This window comes from Rhodoferax fermentans (assembly GCF_002017865.1).
Classification (GTDB): domain Bacteria; phylum Pseudomonadota; class Gammaproteobacteria; order Burkholderiales; family Burkholderiaceae_C; genus Rhodoferax; species Rhodoferax fermentans.
In genome coordinates, this window is record NZ_MTJN01000002.1 from 3,968,490 (window position 1) to 3,985,876 (window position 17,387).

A 17,387-nucleotide genomic window follows, 5' to 3' on the forward strand; every position below is an offset into this window, starting at 1 on the left:
TGAAGCCCCTGGCCCGTTGATGGTCATCAACCCGGCCAAGGTGCGTTAACGCACTGTCAAACCGTATGGTTGTGGCGCAAACTCATCTTTTTTTGGAGAACGACATGACCCAATATCACATCGCCGTTGTTGTGGGCAGCCTGCGCAAGGACTCATTCAACAAGCAACTCGCAACCGCGCTGGCCCGGCTGGCGCCGGTTGATTTCACTTTGAAACAGGTCCCGATTGGTGAACTGCCGCTGTACAACCAGGACGACGATACCCATCAGGCTGCCTCGGTGCTGCAACTCAAGTCGGACATCAAAGCAGCGCACGGCTTGCTGTTTGTCACGCCGGAATACAACCGCTCGATTCCGGGTGTGCTCAAAAACGCGCTGGACCATGGCTCTCGCCCTTATGGCGACAACGCCTGGTCGGGCAAACCGGCAGGGGTGATAGGGGTGTCGGTCGGAGCCATCGGCACCGCTTTGGCGCAGCAGCACCTGCGCAACATTCTGGCTTACCTGAATGTGCCTACCCTGGGCCAGCCCGAAGCGTTCATCCAGGCCAAGGACGGGCTGTTCGCCCCAGACGGCGGTATTGGCGAAGGCAGCAAACAATTCCTGCAAGGCTGGATGGACCAGTATGTGGCCTGGGTCCGGCAACACACAGCCTGACCAGAACATACTCTGGAGACCGCCCAATGAACACCACCCAACCCCACTTTGCGGCCTTGTTTGCGCAACTTGGCCTGCCCGATGACGACCAGAGCATTGCCGAGTTCCTGCACAAACACCGGTCCATGGCTCAAGACATGCGACTCGCCGAGGCACCCTACTGGTCTGCCTCCCAAGCTGCTTTTTTGCGCGAAGCCCTGAGCCAGGACGCCGAATGGGCGCTTGTGGTGGACCAGCTCAGCAAGGCACTGGAAGCGCCAGAAGCATCCCGCCCCTAAGCGCACACACACGCGGGCCACGGGCCTCCCAACAGCCCCTCAATCCGCTTTGATATCCATAGCTTCTAGCCCTTATGCGTTAAGGGCTAGAAGCTTTTTTTATTCAAGATCATCAATGACAACAACGACAACTACAACGCCGAACTTGATCGTGCCATGGCTTTGGGCGAATCAGGCGACAAGGCGCAGGCCAGTGAGGTGCTGGCCAGCGACGTGCGCACGCTGCAAAATGTGGTGTTCAAAGCGGTCGAGGCCTCACGTGCGATACAAAAAGACATTGCAGACAATTTGGCCAAAGATGCCAGTGCTGCCGTGACCCTCTATTCCAATCTCATGATGGGCATGGGTGTCCTGATGCTGTTGCTGGGGTCCAGCATCGCATGGCTCATCACCCGCTCCATCACACGCCCGCTGAACCAGGCGGTTGCAGTAGCCGACCGTGTCGCAGCCGGAGACTTGTCGGGCACGATCAACATCCAGTCTCACGATGAAACCGGGCAGGTGCTGCAGGCGCTCGACAGCATGCAAACCGCCCTCATCGAAGTGGTCGCCAAAGTGCGCCAGAGCTCCGAGAGCCTGGCTACCGCCAGCGCCGAAATCGCCCAGGGCAACCATGACTTGTCTTCACGCACCGAGTCCCAGGCCAGCGCCCTGGAACAAACCGCCGCCTCCATGGAAGAGCTCAGTTCCACCGTCAAACAAAACGCCGACAACGCCCGTCAGGCCAACCAACTGGCCCAAAACGCCAGCTCTGCGGCCATCAAGGGCGGTGAAGTCGTCGCCCAGGTGGTGGACACCATGAAAGGCATCAATGAAGCTAGCCGCAAGATCAGCGACATCATCAGCGTGATCGACGGCATCGCCTTCCAGACCAACATCCTGGCATTAAACGCTGCGGTGGAAGCCGCAAGAGCAGGCGAACAAGGCCGGGGCTTTGCCGTGGTGGCCAGCGAGGTGCGTAGCTTGGCAGGCCGCAGTGCTGAGGCCGCCAAAGAAATCAAGACCCTGATCAGCACCAGTGTCGAGCGGGTTGAACAAGGTACAGCCCTGGTCGACCAGGCCGGTACCACCATGACCGAGGTGGTGGCCTCCATTCGCCGGGTCAACGACATCATGGGCGAGATCAGTGCCGCCAGCACCGAACAAAGCCAGGGTGTGGGCCAAGTGGGTGAAGCCATCCAACAAATGGACCAGGCCACCCAACAAAACGCAGCCCTGGTCGAAGAGATGGCGGCGGCTGCATCCAGCCTCAAGAGCCAAGCGCAAGACCTGGTAGGTACCGTGGCGGTGTTCAAACTGGCAGCGGGGCAGGACAGCGGGTACGCAACCGCAACACCCACGCCACCACCCAGTCTGGCCACCCCAGTCAGCCACAACACCCCCAAACAGCTGGCCAGCAGCCGACAAGCGGCCACCAAGGCAGTACCCCAAGCGGCCGCCTTGACCCATGATAGCGACAACAAAGCGGGTGGTTCTCAGGAGTGGGAGAGCTTCTGATTCGGGTGGCTGAGCCTCAGCCGCACCAGCGCAGACATCGGCCACCCGATGTTGCACCTGCAGTTTGAGGGAAACTGGTCTCCGGCGGGAGGCCAAGGGAACGCCTTGGCCCAGTTACGTCTCAGCGCGCCATCACCCGGCCACTTTCGTCAGACAACACAATTTCCACCCGGCGGTTGAGTTGGCGGTTGTTGGCGCTGTCATTGGCCACCACCGGGAAAGACTCCCCATAACCCCGCATGGCCACACGCTCCGAGGCAATGCCCATCTGTTGCAAGGCGGCCTGCACCGCACCCGCACGGCGCTCTGACAGAGCTTGGTTGTACTCAGCCGCACCGGTGCTGTCGGCAAACCCCTCCACCAACACATTGCGCTGGGGGTTGTTCTGCAGCAAGGTGGCCAATTTTTGCGCAGTGGCGATGCCGGTGGCTGTGAGACGCGACTGGTCGGTCGCAAACAACACGTCACCCATGGTGATGACCATGCCGCGTGCGGTCTTTTTGGCTGCCAGATCGGCCAACTGGGTTTCCAGTTGGGCGTTACGCAGCTGTGCATTGGCGGCATCATCCTGGGCCTGCTGGGTTTGCAGCTGGGCGCGGGCAGCGTCGTTCTGGGCCATCAAAGCGGCCTGGTTGGCGGTGTTGGCGCGAATCTGGGCGGCATTGGCTTCGTTGGTGCGCTGGTCCAGCATCAGCTGGGTCCGCTGCTTGCCAGCGTTGGCCACATCGGCCTCGGCCATACGGCGTTTGGTCACCTCTTGTGTCAAGGCAATTTTCTGCCGAGCCAAATAGGCCAGTTGATCCACCTCGTCTTTGCTGCCACGCTCAGCTGCCACAGTTTCGGTTTTGGCCATGGCATCGCTGGCGAGTTTCATCTCTTGTGGCGCATAGGTGGCCACGTTCGGGCTGGCCTGGGCTGAGCGATATTCAACGCGGGTTTGCTCCAGCAAGGAGGTGGATTGTGGCGTCGAGCCGCAAGCGGCCAGCAACGCTGCCACGGCCAGAACAACCGGGGTCAGATAGGTATTTTTCATATTGGATTCCAATGGGTGAAAGGGGTGAGCGAGGCTCAGAGATTGCGTTCAAGCTCGGCGCGCAACACACGAATGTCTTCTTGCAGAGCATCCGAGGCGGCCTGGGCTTTGGCTGAGTTGGCCTTGCTTTGGGCCAGTTTGGCATCCACCTCAGCCTGGGCAGCCAATTCACGTGCCAGTTTGTAGTCTTTGGCGGCCATGGCCTGGTTGGCCAGTACCATCTTGTCGCGCGCGGCGGTCATTTCGACCGGCGCGTATTGCACACCTCCGGCACCGGCAGCGTTGTCCACGGCGGCTTTAGACACCGCCACATCAGCGGTCGCCGGGGTTTTCAAACTGCTGCAACCGATCACCAGCACCGCAGTGGCACCGAGCAAGGCCGTAACCCAGCGTCTTGAGTGTGTTTTCATCATCTCTCTCCTTAAATGTCCATCAAGCGCAGGATCACTCTTGATAAGGAGGGTTATAGGCCGATGGGTCACCGAGGTCTGTTCGCTGGCACACGATGCTCTGACCAACACCTCAGAACGGTACGCACCAACAATTGGGCAGTTCGCTTCAACTGCCGCCTGGCCTATGGCGCGTTAAACGAACCATGTAGAGAACGGCGGTAGCCGCGTCGGCGGCTTAACGCGCTGGTGTCAGGTCGAGTTGCCCGTACAAAACGCGGGCGTTGGAGCGGGTGTTGTCGGTATCGGTCATGATGCCGACCCCCACCAGGGCGCCAGGCGGCTCGTCAAAAGCGCGCTCAAAGTCGGCGCGAATGTTTCGCTCATAGAAATGCCAGCGGCTGAGCCCACGCGCACCGGACTCCACCACCATCTGGCGAATGCGGTCGGTACGCGGATTCACAATCACGGTGTCAGATGGCCGGGTGTTGCACCAGACGTACATCAAGGTCGCGTAAGGCAAAGGTTCACCGGTGATGGCATGGGAAAGCTCCGACATCATCGCGTTTTTCATGGAAAACCGCGACCGATCACCGTCAAAGGCCAAGATGATCCGCACGGGTGAGTCATCGGCCTCGGGCAAGGCCATGTCGGCAGCTTCGATCAACTGGGGAACGTTCCACGAAAACCGGATGCGCCCCAGCTCAGCCGGCTCAATACGCATGCGGTGCCGCAACATGCTGGCCGAGGACTTGGCTTGTGCCGCCACCGCCGGTCTGCCGTCTACCCGCTGGAATGAAAACTCGGTCGCTTGTTTGCCAGGCAGTTGATAGTGCTGCCAGGTGTCAAAGGCAGGCAACACCAGCGTCGAATTGGTCAGACTTGACACTTGGACACCTGGCGTTTCACCACTTGCCAATGTTGAGGGGGTCTCGGACACCGTTGCGCAGCCCGCCAGCACAGCCAAAGCCAGGACACACACAAGCTGTCAGACAACGGCTCTTGGGAATCGGCAGGTGGAACATGCTTTTGCTGCAGTCAGTGTCACGACAAGAAAAAAGGGTTTGCTACTACTTTCGTAGCGGCAAACCCTTTGATACTGGCGGAGCGGACGGGACTCGAACCCGCGACCCCCGGCGTGACAGGCCGGTATTCTAACCAACTGAACTACCACTCCTGGTAGCTAACGTTTGCTCTTTCGAGCCAAGTCATTTGCTTTTGACAGCAAACCGTTACCGACTTGCGCCGTGCTATCCGAAGATAACTTGGCGACCCCACGGGGATTCGAACCCCGGTACTCACCGTGAAAGGGTGATGTCCTAGGCCTCTAGACGATGGGGTCAAAACCTTTGGACTAACCAGTCAACACTTTGGAACTTTGGTGGAGGTAAGCGGGATCGAACCGCTGACCTCTTGCATGCCATGCAAGCGCTCTCCCAGCTGAGCTATACCCCCAAAAACCACTTTGCAACTTTTTCAAATTGCTCGTAACTTCCAAGCCTCAAATTATAGCGCGTAAATTACGATTGTTGCAAGCGTTGCAAAACTTTTTGTCGATCGAACAAAGAAAGCATCGCATCGACCGATGGTGTATGGGCTGTGCCAGCCACCAAAACACGCACTGGCATCGCCAGATGCGGCATCTTCAGGCTGCAAGCCGTCAGCACTTCTTTGATGGCAGCAGCGATACCTGCCTTGTCCCACACACAGACGCCAAGCTTCTCGGACAACAACGCAAGTGCCGGTTTGACGGCCTCGGTGACATGTTGTGCACGTTCTGCTTCGGACGGTGTGACATCGGCATAAAACACCGCAGCCCAGTCGGCCAAGGCCACCGTGGTGTCACAGCGATCTTTGAACAAGGCGCAGATGCCCACCAGCCGCTCATCAGCGGTGATGCCACGTTTTTGCAATTGGGTTTGCACCAGCGGTGCCAACACCTCGTCTGCCGTGGTCTTGATGTGTTGTGCATTCACCCAGCGCAACTTGGCCTCGTCAAACTGCGCTGCGCTCTTGCCCAGGTGGTCCAGGTTGAACCACTGCAGGAACTGCTCGCGGCTGAAAATCTCGTCGTCACCATGGCTCCAGCCCAGACGCGCCAGGTAATTCACCATGGCGTCGGGCAGGTAACCTTCGTCACGGTACTGGGTGACCGGTTTGGCACCGTTGCGCTTGCTCATCTTTTCACCCTGCTCATTGAGCACGGTCGGCAGATGGGCATACACCGGGTGATCTTTGCCCAAGGCCTTGAAGATGTTGATCTGGCGCGGTGTGTTGTTGACATGGTCGTCACCCCGGATCACATGGGTGATGGCCATGTCCATGTCGTCCACCACCACACAGAAGTTGTAGGTAGGGGTGCCGTCCGGACGGGCAATCACCAGGTCATCGAGTTCGTCGTTGCTGATCTCGATGCGGCCTTTGACCTTGTCCTCCCACACGACTGAGCCACTCTGCGGATTCTTGAAGCGCAGCACCGGCGCCACACCTTCGGGAATGGGTGGCAAGACCTTGCCCTCAACCGGGCGCCAGGTGCCGTCGTAACGCGGCTTCTCTTTGGCGGCGGTCTGGCGCTCACGCAACGCGTCGAGTTCAGCCATGCTCATGTAGCAGGGATACACATGGCCAGCAGCGACCAGTTCCGCCAGCACTTCCTTGTAGCGGTCCATGCGCTGCATCTGGTAGAACGGACCTTCGTCGTGGTCCAGGCCGAGCCAGGCCATGCCTTCAATGATCACATCCACCGCAGCCTGGCTTGAGCGCTCCAGGTCGGTGTCTTCAATACGCAAAACAAAATCACCACCGGTGGAGCGGGCAAAGGCCCAGGGGTACAAGGCCGAACGGATGTTACCCAGGTGAATAAAACCGGTGGGAGACGGTGCAAAACGGGTGCGGGTACGCATAGTAGGTGTGTTCATATCAGAAAGAAGTGAGGCCACGGTCAAGGTCAGCCTGAATGTCGTTGATGTTTTCCAGACCCACGGCCACGCGGATCATGCCCTGGCTGACACCCGCGAGCTGCCGCTGCGCCGGGGTCAAGCGGCCATGCGAGGTGCTCGCCGGGTGCGCCAGCAAAGTTTTGGTGTCACCCAGGTTGGTGCACAGCGACAGCGTTGCCAGCGAATCGAGCACATGGAAAGCGCGCTGGCGTGCCTGTTCGTCGTCAGAGGATTTGACCTCGAACGACAACACCGCGCCGCCGCAGTTGGACTGCTGCGTCATCGCCAATTCATGCTGCGGGTGGCTGGCCAGGCCAGGGTAAAACACCTTGGCCACCGCCGGATGGGCCTGCAGCCACTGCGCCAGAGCCAGGGCACGTTCGGACTGGGCTTGCATCCGGATCGACAAGGTCTCCAGCCCCTTGAGCACCACCCAGGCGTTGAACGGCGCCAGCGTCATGCCACCACTCTTGAGGATCGGCAAAAAACTCTCGCTCACCAGCTCTTCACTGGCGCACAAAGCCCCGGCCATGACGCGGCCCTGGCCGTCTAGGTATTTGGTGCCCGAATGCACCACGATGTCGGCGCCCAGGGTCATGGGCCGCTGCAGGGCCGGTGTGGCAAAACAGTTGTCCACCGCCAGCAGCGCGCCCGCCTCATGGGCGATGTCGGCCAGCGCCCGGATGTCACAGACATCGGTCAGCGGGTTGGTGGGGGTTTCGGCAAACAGCAGTTTGGTGTTGGGCTGGATGGCCGCTTTCCAGGCGGCTGCATCGGTCTGCGGCACAAAGGTCGAGTTCACCCCAAACTTGGCCAGGTCCGAGCCAATGAGTTTGATGGTGGAACCAAACATCGAGTGCGAGCAGATCACATGGTCGCCCGCCTGCAGCAGCCCCAGGCACATCATCAAAATCGCCGACATGCCCGACGCGGTGGAAATACAGGCCTGCGCACCTTCGAGTGCGGCCAGGCGTTGCTCAAAACTGCTCACCGTCGGGTTGCCGTAACGGCCATAGGTGTAGCCGTCTTCTTCACCGGAAAAACGGCGTGCAGCGGCCTCGGCACCGGGCTGCACATAACCACTGGTGAGAAACAGCGCCTCGGAGTTTTCACCATACTGGCTGCGCGCCACGGCGGTGCGCACCGCCAGTGTGTCGCGGTGCAGGGGTTCAAAGAGAGGGGTTGTCATGCTCAGTCCTCGGAATTGGGTAGGGCCAGGCGCGAGTTGTCGTCCTGGTTGTCGTCGGTGCCGACCCGGCTGGCATTCAGGCGAACAATGTCTTCCACCGTGATGTCGCCGGTGACGTACACACCGTCAAAACACGAGGCATCAAAACCATGGATGGCCGGGTTGAGTGAACCGATGGCTTTTTTCATGGCCTCCACGTCCTGGTAAATCAGGGCGTCGCAGCCAATCAGTTCGCGGATTTCCTCGACCGTGCGGTTGTGCGCCACCAGCTCCTGCGGTGTCGGCATGTCGATGCCATACACATTGGGGTAACGCACCGGCGGCGCGGCACTGGCCATGTAGACCTTGCGGGCACCGGCGTCACGCGCCATCTGCACAATTTCTTTGGAGGTGGTGCCACGCACGATGGAGTCGTCCACCAGCAGCACATTGCGACCCTTGAACTCGCTGGCAATCACATTGAGCTTCTGGCGCACCGACTTTTTGCGCACCGACTGGCCCGGCATGATGAAGGTGCGACCGACATAGCGGTTTTTCACAAAACCTTCGCGGTACGGCAGGCCCAGCAACTGCGCCAGTTGCGCGGCGCTCGGGCGGCTCGACTCGGGAATCGGGATGACCACATCGATCTCATTGGGCGGCACGGTCGAGATCACCCGCTTGGCCAGGGTTTCGCCCAGGTTCAGGCGCGCCTGGTAAACCGAGATGCCGTCCAGCACCGAGTCAGGCCGCGCCAGGTAAACAAACTCGAAGATGCAGGGGTTGAGCACCGGCGCGTCAGCGCACTGTTTGGTGTGCATCTGGCCTTGCAGGTCGATGAACACCGCCTCGCCAGGCGCCACATTGCGCTCGAACTTGTGCGAGGTGCCCTCCAGCGCCACCGATTCACTGGCCAGCATCCAGGTGTCATCGGTGCGGCCCACACACAGCGGGCGGATGCCGTGCGGGTCACGGAAGGCCAGCACACCGTGGCCGGCAATCATCGCAATCACTGCGTACGAGCCCCGGATACGGCGGTGCACCCGGCGCACCGCCTCGAACACGTCGCTGGGGGTCAGCGGCAGGCCACGGGTGGTGGCCTCGATCTCGTGCGCCAGCACGTTGAGCAACACTTCAGAATCGCTCTCGGTGTTGATGTGGCGGTGGTCGGCGTTGAACAACTCGGCCTTGAGGGCATGGGCGTTGGTCAGGTTGCCGTTGTGCACCAACACAATGCCAAATGGGGCGTTCACATAAAAGGGCTGGGCCTCTTCTTCGCTGAAGGCGTTGCCCGCCGTCGGGTAACGCACCTGGCCCAGGCCACAGTTGCCGGGCAATGAACGCATGTTGCGGGTGCGAAACACGTCGCGCACCATGCCCTTGGCTTTGTGCATGAAAAACTTGCGGTTGAGCTGGGTGACGATACCCGCCGCATCCTGACCACGGTGCTGCAACAGCAGCAACGCGTCATAAATCAGCTGGTTGACCGGCGACTGGCTGACAACACCTACGATTCCACACATTTAGATTTCCTGGTTATTCATAAAGAGTCAGACTGGCAAGAACCGATTGAGTTCATGCGGTAAAACAGGTTTCAGCTGGGTGATCAAAGCCTCGGCCATCGCGGCCCCCACCGATTCACGCCAGGCGCTGCTGTCTTTCATGGGCGTCATGTGCACCACCACGGTGGCCAGCAGCAGCAACAAGACCCCGCGCAACACACCAAACAACGCACCCAGCGCCCGGTCCAGCGGGTTCAGGCCCACGGCAGCGGTCAGTTTCTTGATCAGCACCACCACCAGACCACCCAACAGGATCACCAGCACAAACACCAGCAAGAAACCTGCCGCGTAACGCATCGGTGCACTGGCGCCGCTCATCGGCAGCTGCTGCGCGGCATCCAGCGCCAGCCACTGCGCCAGCACAAAAGCCAGCACCCAGTTCACCAGCGACAGCACCTCGTACACCAGGCCGCGCCAGGCCCCGAGCACCATCGAGAACAGCAACACCGCAGCAAAAATCCAGTCCAACGCAGGCATGGTCACCAACAACTACAGCGTCAACAAGGCAGCGGGCAAATTGAGTTTTTTGATTTTGTCAGCCACCTTATCGGCCTCGGCCTTGCTGGTGAAGGGGCCGGCACGCACCCGGATGCGCCGCCCTTCCTTGGTGTCGGCGGTCTGGGCATAGGTTTTCACGCCGGCGCGCTCCAACTTGACCCGCACCTCATGTGCGCGGGCATTGTCAGAAAAAGCGCCCACCTGCACCACATAGCGCTCGGCGGTGGCACTCGCGGCTTTGGCGGGTGCGGCTGCCGAGCTGGCGGCCTTGGGTGCCTTGACAGCGGTTTCTGCCGGTTTGTCGACGGGCTTGGGCTCAGGCTTGCCTTCCAACAGCGCCAGCGCCCGGTTGGCATCGGCCGGGGTGGCCGCCGGTTTGGGGCTGGCAGGCGCCTCTTTGACTACGGTATTTGTAGCTACCTGCCCTTTATCTACCTGGGCTGGAGGCTGTTTTGATTCTGCAATTTTGTCCGCAGCCGGTTTGGGTGCGGTGGCAGCAGCGGCTTGTGCAGCCGGTTCAGCCGCCACCGGGCTGGTTGGCGCAGCGGTGTCCGCACTGGCTTGGGTTGGTTTGGCTGGGCTGGCCGGGATCACCAGGGGCAGCACCTTGTTTTTGTCGGGAATCACAATCGGGGTGTCCACCGCAATCGGGCGCGGCTGCTTGTCAAACAGCAGCGGCAGGCCAATCACGGCCACCAGCACAAGCACCGTGGCACCAGCCAGCCGGTATTTGGCGCGCTGGCGGATGGCTTCGATGCTGGGCGGCTGCCCGGATGCTCTCGGAGAGTCATCGGCGCCCTTGCGAAACTTGAAAAAAGCCATGCTGGTGTGTGGAGGTGGTTCAGGAGGTGGGCAGATGCCTGGCGGCCAGTCGGGGCACGCCGTCTTTCAAGACGCCGCCCACGGTGTAAAACGACCCGAAGACAACAATTCTATCAGCGGGGTCGGCGCCAGCCAGGGCCGCCTGCAGAGCCGCCTCGGGGTCGGAGTGCACGCTGGCACTGGCGTCTTTGCGGGTGTTCTGGGCTTGCCAGCGCTGCAACAGCTCGGCCCCAGACAGCGCACGTTCGGTCGGCAAGTCGGTGAAATACCACTTGTCGATGACCGGGCCAATACGTGCCAGCATGGTGGCCAGGTCCTTGTCGGCCATCGCGCCAAAGACCGCATGGGTGGTCGGGAAATACCCCATGGCGTCCAGGTTGGCAGTGAGCGCTGCCACCGCATGCGGGTTGTGCGCCACGTCCAGCACCAGGGTGGGCTGGCCCGGCACAATCTGAAAACGCCCGGGCAAATCGGCCATCAACAAACCGGCGCGCACCGACTGTGCACTCACTGGCAAACGCTCCCGCAACGCGGTCAGCGCCGACAACACACCAGCGGCGTTGAGCAGCTGGTTGGCACCACGCAGCGCCGGGTAGGCCAGCCCGGCAAAACGCCGCCCACGCCCAGCCCAGCCCCATTGTTGTTTGTCGCCGGACACATTGAAGTCCACGCCAACACGCCACAGATCCGCCTCGACCTCCAGCGCGCGGTCCAACACACTTTGCGGCGGCACCGGATCACTCACAATCACCGGTTTGCCGGTGCGCATGATGCCGGCCTTCTCGTAACCAATGGCCTCGCGGTCGTCACCCAGCAAGGCCATGTGGTCCAGGTCGACGCTGGTGATGATGGCGCAGTCGGGCTCGATGATGTTGACGGCATCCAGGCGCCCACCCAGGCCCACTTCCAGAACCACCACATCCAGCGGGTGCTGCCGCATCACATGCAGGATGGCCAGGGTGGAAAACTCGAAGTAGGTCAGCGACACTTCATCGCCTTTTTTGCACCTAGCCCTTTCCACATCAGCAAAAGCCGCTACCAATTCTGCAGCTTTGACGGGCTCGCCATTGAGCCGCAGGCGCTCTTCAAAGTGCACCAGGTGGGGCGAGGTGTAGACGCCGGTGCGGTAACCGGCCTGCCGCAAAATGGCCTCCAGCATGGCACAGGTCGAGCCCTTGCCGTTGGTGCCGGCCACAGTGATCACCGGGCAGTTCAGGCGGATGGTCATGCGCTCGGCCACCGTGCGAACACGCTCCAGAGTCATGTCGATGGCGGTCGGGTGGAGTTGCTCGCAGTACGCAAGCCAGTCATTGAGGGTGTCAAAGGAATGTGTCATAGCGGCGCCAATTGTCGCGCAGGCCGGAGCACCTGCAGCCGGGCCCGGTCAATGGCATCATGGCGGGCATGAAAAACACCGCCCCCTCCTCCTCGACCGTCAACGTGTACGGCATTCCCAACTGCGACACCGTCAAAAAAGCCCGCACCTGGCTCACCGACCAGGGTGTGGAGGTCCAGTTCCACGACTTCAAGAAGCAAGGTGTGCCTGCAGACCTGTTGCCAGGCTGGCTCGCGGCCATTGGCTGGGAAACCCTGGTCAACCGCAAAGGCACCACCTGGCGCAAGCTCGATGAAACCACGCGCGCTGCCGTGGTGGACGATGCGTCGGCTACGGCGCTGATGCTGGCGAATCCGAGTGTGATCAAACGCCCTGTGGTGGTGTGGGCCGATGGCGCGGTCAGCGTGGGATTTACGGCGGAAGCGTTTGCTGGGCGGGTGTGAGGGAGGATAGTTGCCTGTCATGCGGATGATGCTTGCAAGGCACGCGTGAGACGACCCGCAAGGCAGGCCCTTGGGGGCAGCTTCCTCATACTGGGGTACCAGAAATCGTCAGCCGCCCCCAAGGGCCTGCCTCGCTGGCGACTTTGGCAAGTTCGTGGATCGTGGTTTTCTATCGCCAAGGCTCGAACCGGATTTCGGTATCTCAAAGAACGCGCAACCGTCAACGCTATCGGCGTAGTAGCCAGACAGGGTGCCCCCCGATTTCTGGTACCCCAGTATGAGGGGGGCGCCCTGTCTGGCTGCTGCGCAGCGATCACTCACAAAGCAACGCTTGGCCCGGAAGTGACGTTGTGCAAGCTCCCCTAAAATCCCAAGCTTTCACCGCCCGGAAAACAGCAGCACCATGACCACCACCCATATCGACAACGTGAACGTCGCCACCAAAGCCAATGTGTACTTTGACGGCAAATGTGTCAGCCACAGTTTCACCGAGGCCGACGGCAGCAAAAAGTCGATCGGCGTGATCCTACCGGCCACCCTCACCTTCAACACTGGCGCGCCCGAGATCATGGAATGTGTGGCGGGCAGCTGTGAGTACAAACTCGACGGCACCAATGTCTGGGTCAAGTCGTCCGAGGGCGAGAAGTTCAGCGTGCCTGGCAACAGCAAGTTCCAGATCCGGGTGACCGAAGGGTTTGAGGCGTACCACTACATCTGCAGCTTCGTCTAATTGTTGATGATCGACGAAGAAAACGCCCTGGCGTCGTTGCGCCGCCTTGCCGTACAAAGGCGTACTGTCTGCGGCGTCGCGCCTAGCCAGGCCGCTTTTTCGCCGATCCGAGACGACTTGTTGAGTTTATTTTTTATAGCTACCCACCCATATTCCAAAAGGGCTAGAGGCCAAAATCATGTCTAACACCATTCTGCAGAACATCCCCGTCGGCCAAAAGGTTGGTATCGCTTTTTCGGGCGGACTCGACACCAGCGCCGCCTTGCACTGGATGAAGCTCAAGGGCGCCCTGCCCTACGCCTACACCGCCAACCTGGGCCAGCCCGACGAGTCGGACTACGACGAGATCCCACGCAAGGCGATGACCTACGGCGCTGAAAAAGCCCGCCTGATCGACTGCCGCCAGCAGCTCGCTGCCGAAGGCCTGGCCGCCCTGCAAAGCGGTGCCTTCCACATCAGCACCGCTGGTGTGACCTACTTCAACACCACCCCGCTGGGCCGCGCGGTGACCGGCACCATGCTGGTGGCGGCCATGAAAGAGGACGACGTCAACATCTGGGGCGACGGCAGCACCTTCAAAGGCAACGACATCGAGCGCTTCTACCGCTACGGCCTGCTGACCAACCCGGCACTCAAAATCTACAAACCCTGGCTGGACCAGGCCTTCATCGACGAACTAGGTGGCCGCGCTGAAATGTCAGCCTTCATGACCGCGCACGGTTTTGGTTACAAGATGAGTGCCGAAAAGGCCTACAGCACCGACTCCAACATGCTCGGCGCCACCCACGAAGCCAAAGACCTGGAAAACCTCAACAGCGGCATCCGCATCGTCAACCCGATCATGGGTGTGCCGTTCTGGAAAGACGACTGCGTGGTCAAAGCCGAAGAAGTGAGCGTGACCTTTGAAGAAGGCCGCCCGGTGGCGCTTAACGGTGTGGAATACCCCGATCTGGTCAGCCTGTTCCTGGAAGCCAACCGCATTGGTGGCCGCCACGGCCTGGGCATGAGCGACCAGATCGAGAACCGCATCATCGAAGCCAAGAGCCGCGGCATCTACGAAGCCCCCGGCCTGGCCCTGCTGTTCATCGCCTACGAGCGCCTGGTCACCGGCATCCACAACGAAGACACCATCGAACAATACCGCAAGAGTGGCCGCAAACTCGGCCGCCTGCTGTACCAAGGCCGCTGGTTCGACAGCCAGGCCATCATGCTGCGCGAAACCGCCCAACGCTGGGTGGCCAGCGCCATCACCGGCACCGTCACACTCGAACTGCGCCGTGGCAACGACTACAGCCTGCTCAACACCGAAAGCCCCAACCTGACCTACGCACCCGAGCGCCTGAGCATGGAAAAGGTCGAAGACGCACCTTTCAGCCCGCTCGACCGAATTGGTCAACTGACCATGCGCAACCTGGACATCACCGACACCCGCGCCAAACTCGGCATTTATGCCAAGGCCGGGTTGCTGGAGCTGGGCAAGGGGGAGGACTTTTTGAAGTTGGGCAAATAAGCCACTTCAGGTCTGCCCAAAAACAAAGCCCGCTTGGCGACCTGCTTAGCGGGCTTTGTTGTTTTTGAGCTTTACGCTGCGCTGCCTTTGGGTGGCTTGATACGGACACGGGGCTTTGACTTTGTGGGCTCGGTGGGCAATGCGTGCTCCAGCAAATCGGACGCACCAGGCACCGAAAGGTAGTTGGCTTTGCTCACCACCTTTTTACCCGTTTTGGCCTCCAACGCTTTGCGGGCGTTGCCAGCAATCTTTCCGCCTTCTTTGGCAGAAGTGCGGTTCTCATCAAAGCCCATGGCATCGCTGCGTCGGGCAATCTCGGTGGTGCTGGCCTCGCCCAACATGGTAAAGATCAGCTCCAGATCGGTCATATGGTCGCGCAGGTTGTTGCCGGTCTTGACCGAATCCAGTCCTTTAAGCTGGCTGTGTTCGGTCGGTGTCACGCCAAAAGTAGCACGGGCGATTTCAGCGGTCAGGATCGAATACTCTCTGCCTTCAGCCACGCCACGCGCCTTCCACTCGTCGGTCAACTCACCACGCACCGAGATGGAGCGCAGCCTCTTCTCAATCCACGCCTGTGGGTAGCCCTTGGCCTGGTACAGCTCGCGGGCACGGGCACTGGCCAGCTCGGGGTTTTCGATCTCTTTGACTCGCTCGTAACCCACTTGCGCCAGCCAGCGCTTGAACGGCTCTGCCTTGGGTGACGGGATAGACTGGATGATCCGAAACAGACCTTCGGTGTTGGCGCAGTTGGTTTCGCGCATCTTGCCATCCGATGCCTTTAGCGCAAGGGGGGTACAAGTTGTACCCCAGTTGGCATCCAGTGATGGGTCGCGGCTGCGCATCTTCTTCATGTACTGCCGTGGGTCCGCCGAGTCGGTCAACACCCCCACCACATCCACAACCGAAAACCACCATTCCGAGTTGTGCCAAACACGGCGAATGGTGGTTTCTTGAAAAACCGCGACATGGTTCGCTGGCTCGGCAGGAAATGTGGCTTTCTTCATAGAGTATCCAAAGAAAACTGTTATTTTATACAGTATTTCAACATTCAACAACGAGTCATACCAAGGGCCTTTCAGCCACTCAGGAGCCAGAACCGACTGAGGCTTGGGGAAACTGGCTTCGACGTTGGTACCCAGTTGTACTCAATAGCCTGTGCCACATACCAGCGGCAATCTTCGGATGCGGACAACTTGTCCAGCAGTGCCAACTGGCGGTACCAAGGCCATTGTGCAAGCACCGCTTGTACAAATTCCGCATCCGGCCACGCATCGCCAAAAGCATGCATGTACTTCAGTTTGCGCGGTGAAAAACCATCATCTCGGTTAATGCCGTGCGCAAATCATGCGCCAACTGACCATGCGCAACCTAGACATCACCGACACCCGCGCCAAACTCGGCGTGTACGCCAAGGCCGGCATGCTGGAGCTGGGCAAGGGTGAGGACTTATTGAAGCTGGGTAAATAGGCCGCTTCAGGTCATCCAAATACAAAGCCCGCCAGGTGAAAGCTTGGCGGGCTTTTCTAACTTTCCCTCTTACCCCTCGTACTTGTGGCGTATATCAGCCCTCGGGCAAATCGAATCCAGGTAGCGTAACCTGCTCGATCGCGCCAGCCGGAGAATGCCCAGCAGGAAAAAAGGCACCAGCCGACGCCAACGTTTGCTGCGTCACAAGTGCACCAGCACAGATGCGTGTGAGTAAGTCCTCTGCCTGGGGTTCCAGATCCACCAACAAGCCCAGGACGTTGAGCACGTTCAGCAATTCGGTCGTGTATTCGGGCAACCAGTGGTCTGGCTGGATATCGCCCAACGGCGATGGCGAGCGGCGGTCACCAATCTGGGGGCGCTCACGCGTCTTGCGCCGATAGCTGAACCACTGCACCAGCACCTGCTTGCCGGAGACCTCGTAGTCCCACACGGCTTTCGGCACCGGCTCGATGTAGCCCTGGCCCACAGTCAGGCGCTGCTGGTCCGGGGAATAGGTCATCTCATCCGGCATGCCTTCGGGTGTGTTCGGGATGGCGCCCCCCGCGGGCACCTGCGGTCGGCGTCCATCAGGCAGGCGAGGCGGGCCGGCGGGGCACTGCTGGGTAGCGTCCACGAAGCGCTCGCCAAAGGTGTGCAACCAGATGACGCGCCGCCCCAGGGTCACCGCTTCAGTGAACAGCGCCGGGTCGGCGGTGAGCGGGATGCGCAGGCCAGGCGTGGCTAGATCCGTCGCGAACCGTCGTATGTACCCGGGATGGGCCGCGATGGCGGCGATGTAGGCGAACAGATCTTCGGCGCTCACTGGTTGGCCAATTTGATCCTGAAGGCGCGCCAACACCGTGGCACTGATGTTGGAGACACTTCCGTGGTTGTCCGCCCAAAGAGGGAACACTCGTCCACCAAACGACCCCCTGTAATGGTCTAAGGCAACGCTGAACAAGTAGAGTCAAAGCAGGCCCCAGCGGTATCGAGAAACCGAAGTTGTCGAAATTGCGACCAGCTGAGCTCGCTTTTGCCCCCTTTGAGGCTGTTTCAGGG

General features: G+C 60.2%; 19 protein-coding genes and 3 tRNA genes. 7 read left to right on the forward strand and 15 right to left on the reverse strand.

Annotated elements, in window-relative coordinates; all coding sequences use genetic code 11:
• The first annotated feature begins 104 nt into the window (after positions 1-104).
• From RF819_RS18400 to RF819_RS18410, 3 genes are all read left to right on the forward strand, one after another.
• Positions 105-656: an NADPH-dependent FMN reductase gene (locus RF819_RS18400; protein WP_078366307.1), complete on the forward strand. Its 552-nt coding sequence runs from the start codon at positions 105-107 to the stop codon at positions 654-656.
• A 26-nt stretch (positions 657-682) separates the two neighbouring features.
• On the forward strand, positions 683-934 hold the full coding sequence (locus RF819_RS18405) for a DUF2789 family protein (protein ID WP_078366308.1): 252 nt from the start codon (positions 683-685) through the stop codon (positions 932-934).
• A gap of 156 nt (positions 935-1,090) precedes the next feature.
• Positions 1,091-2,431, forward strand: a complete 1,341-nt coding sequence (locus RF819_RS18410) for a methyl-accepting chemotaxis protein (protein ID WP_078366309.1) — start codon at positions 1,091-1,093, stop codon at positions 2,429-2,431.
• Positions 2,432-2,552: 121 nt separating this feature from the next.
• On the opposite strand, the gene RF819_RS18415 is transcribed toward RF819_RS18410, so the two are convergent.
• The 12 genes from RF819_RS18415 to folC all read right to left on the reverse strand — a co-directional run bounded on the left by RF819_RS18415 (position 2,553) and on the right by folC (position 12,178).
• Positions 2,553-3,464, reverse strand: a complete 912-nt coding sequence (locus RF819_RS18415; RefSeq protein WP_078366310.1) for an OmpA family protein — start codon at positions 3,462-3,464, stop codon at positions 2,553-2,555.
• A gap of 35 nt (positions 3,465-3,499) precedes the next feature.
• Entirely contained in the window at positions 3,500-3,874 is a 375-nt protein-coding gene (locus RF819_RS18420; RefSeq protein WP_078366311.1) for a DUF4398 domain-containing protein, read from the reverse strand.
• A 217-nt stretch (positions 3,875-4,091) separates the two neighbouring features.
• Positions 4,092-4,742 carry a DUF3047 domain-containing protein gene (locus RF819_RS18425; protein WP_244899932.1) on the reverse strand — a complete coding sequence of 217 codons (651 nt, stop codon included), beginning with the start codon at positions 4,740-4,742 and terminating at the stop codon, positions 4,092-4,094.
• A 211-nt stretch (positions 4,743-4,953) separates the two neighbouring features.
• Positions 4,954-5,030: transfer RNA gene (locus RF819_RS18430), tRNA-Asp, on the reverse strand.
• An 89-nt stretch (positions 5,031-5,119) separates the two neighbouring features.
• Positions 5,120-5,195: transfer RNA gene (locus RF819_RS18435), tRNA-Glu, on the reverse strand.
• Between the two features lie 37 nt (positions 5,196-5,232).
• Positions 5,233-5,308: transfer RNA gene (locus RF819_RS18440), tRNA-Ala, on the reverse strand.
• Positions 5,309-5,373: 65 nt separating this feature from the next.
• Positions 5,374-6,771, reverse strand: a complete 1,398-nt coding sequence (gene gltX, locus RF819_RS18445) for a glutamate--tRNA ligase (RefSeq protein WP_078366312.1) — start codon at positions 6,769-6,771, stop codon at positions 5,374-5,376.
• Between the two features lies 1 nt (position 6,772).
• Positions 6,773-7,981: an O-succinylhomoserine sulfhydrylase gene (locus RF819_RS18450; protein WP_078366313.1), complete on the reverse strand. Its 1,209-nt coding sequence runs from the start codon at positions 7,979-7,981 to the stop codon at positions 6,773-6,775.
• A gap of 2 nt (positions 7,982-7,983) precedes the next feature.
• On the reverse strand, positions 7,984-9,483 hold the full coding sequence (gene purF, locus RF819_RS18455; protein ID WP_078366314.1) for an amidophosphoribosyltransferase: 1,500 nt from the start codon (positions 9,481-9,483) through the stop codon (positions 7,984-7,986).
• 27 nt (positions 9,484-9,510) lie between these two features.
• The gene (locus tag RF819_RS18460) at positions 9,511-9,999 is read right to left on the reverse strand and encodes a CvpA family protein (protein ID WP_078367056.1); all 489 of its coding nucleotides are present in this window, start codon (positions 9,997-9,999) and stop codon (positions 9,511-9,513) included.
• A gap of 12 nt (positions 10,000-10,011) precedes the next feature.
• Positions 10,012-10,842, reverse strand: coding sequence for an SPOR domain-containing protein (locus RF819_RS18465; protein ID WP_078366315.1), 831 nt, complete (start codon positions 10,840-10,842; stop codon positions 10,012-10,014).
• A 19-nt stretch (positions 10,843-10,861) separates the two neighbouring features.
• Positions 10,862-12,178 (reverse strand): bifunctional tetrahydrofolate synthase/dihydrofolate synthase, encoded by a 1,317-nt coding sequence (folC, locus tag RF819_RS18470; RefSeq protein WP_078366316.1) that lies wholly within the window; start codon positions 12,176-12,178, stop codon positions 10,862-10,864.
• A 59-nt stretch (positions 12,179-12,237) separates the two neighbouring features.
• Between folC and RF819_RS18475 the strand changes: the two genes are divergently transcribed.
• The 3 genes from RF819_RS18475 (at position 12,238) to argG (ending at position 14,861) form a co-directional block, all read left to right on the forward strand.
• The gene (locus tag RF819_RS18475; RefSeq protein ID WP_078367057.1) at positions 12,238-12,621 is read left to right on the forward strand and encodes an ArsC family reductase; all 384 of its coding nucleotides are present in this window, start codon (positions 12,238-12,240) and stop codon (positions 12,619-12,621) included.
• 403 nt (positions 12,622-13,024) lie between these two features.
• Positions 13,025-13,351 (forward strand): pyrimidine/purine nucleoside phosphorylase, encoded by a 327-nt coding sequence (gene ppnP, locus RF819_RS18480; RefSeq protein ID WP_078366317.1) that lies wholly within the window; start codon positions 13,025-13,027, stop codon positions 13,349-13,351.
• Positions 13,352-13,529: 178 nt separating this feature from the next.
• Positions 13,530-14,861: an argininosuccinate synthase gene (gene argG / locus RF819_RS18485; RefSeq protein WP_078366318.1), complete on the forward strand. Its 1,332-nt coding sequence runs from the start codon at positions 13,530-13,532 to the stop codon at positions 14,859-14,861.
• 71 nt (positions 14,862-14,932) lie between these two features.
• Here argG and RF819_RS18490 read toward each other — a convergent pair whose 3' ends face one another.
• Positions 14,933-15,865, reverse strand: coding sequence for a BRO-N domain-containing protein (locus tag RF819_RS18490; RefSeq protein WP_078367058.1), 933 nt, complete (start codon positions 15,863-15,865; stop codon positions 14,933-14,935).
• Between the two features lie 71 nt (positions 15,866-15,936).
• Positions 15,937-16,149, reverse strand: a complete 213-nt coding sequence (locus RF819_RS18495) for a DUF1016 N-terminal domain-containing protein (RefSeq protein ID WP_242473260.1) — start codon at positions 16,147-16,149, stop codon at positions 15,937-15,939.
• A 56-nt stretch (positions 16,150-16,205) separates the two neighbouring features.
• Here RF819_RS18495 and RF819_RS21935 point away from each other — a divergent pair, with 56 nt between their 5' ends.
• Positions 16,206-16,328 (forward strand): hypothetical protein, encoded by a 123-nt coding sequence (locus RF819_RS21935; RefSeq protein ID WP_274610624.1) that lies wholly within the window; start codon positions 16,206-16,208, stop codon positions 16,326-16,328.
• A gap of 94 nt (positions 16,329-16,422) precedes the next feature.
• Here the strand turns inward: RF819_RS21935 and RF819_RS18500 are convergent, their stop codons facing one another.
• Entirely contained in the window at positions 16,423-17,289 is an 867-nt protein-coding gene (locus RF819_RS18500) for a type ISP restriction/modification enzyme (RefSeq protein WP_158081313.1), read from the reverse strand.
• Positions 17,290-17,387: the final 98 nt, after the last annotated feature.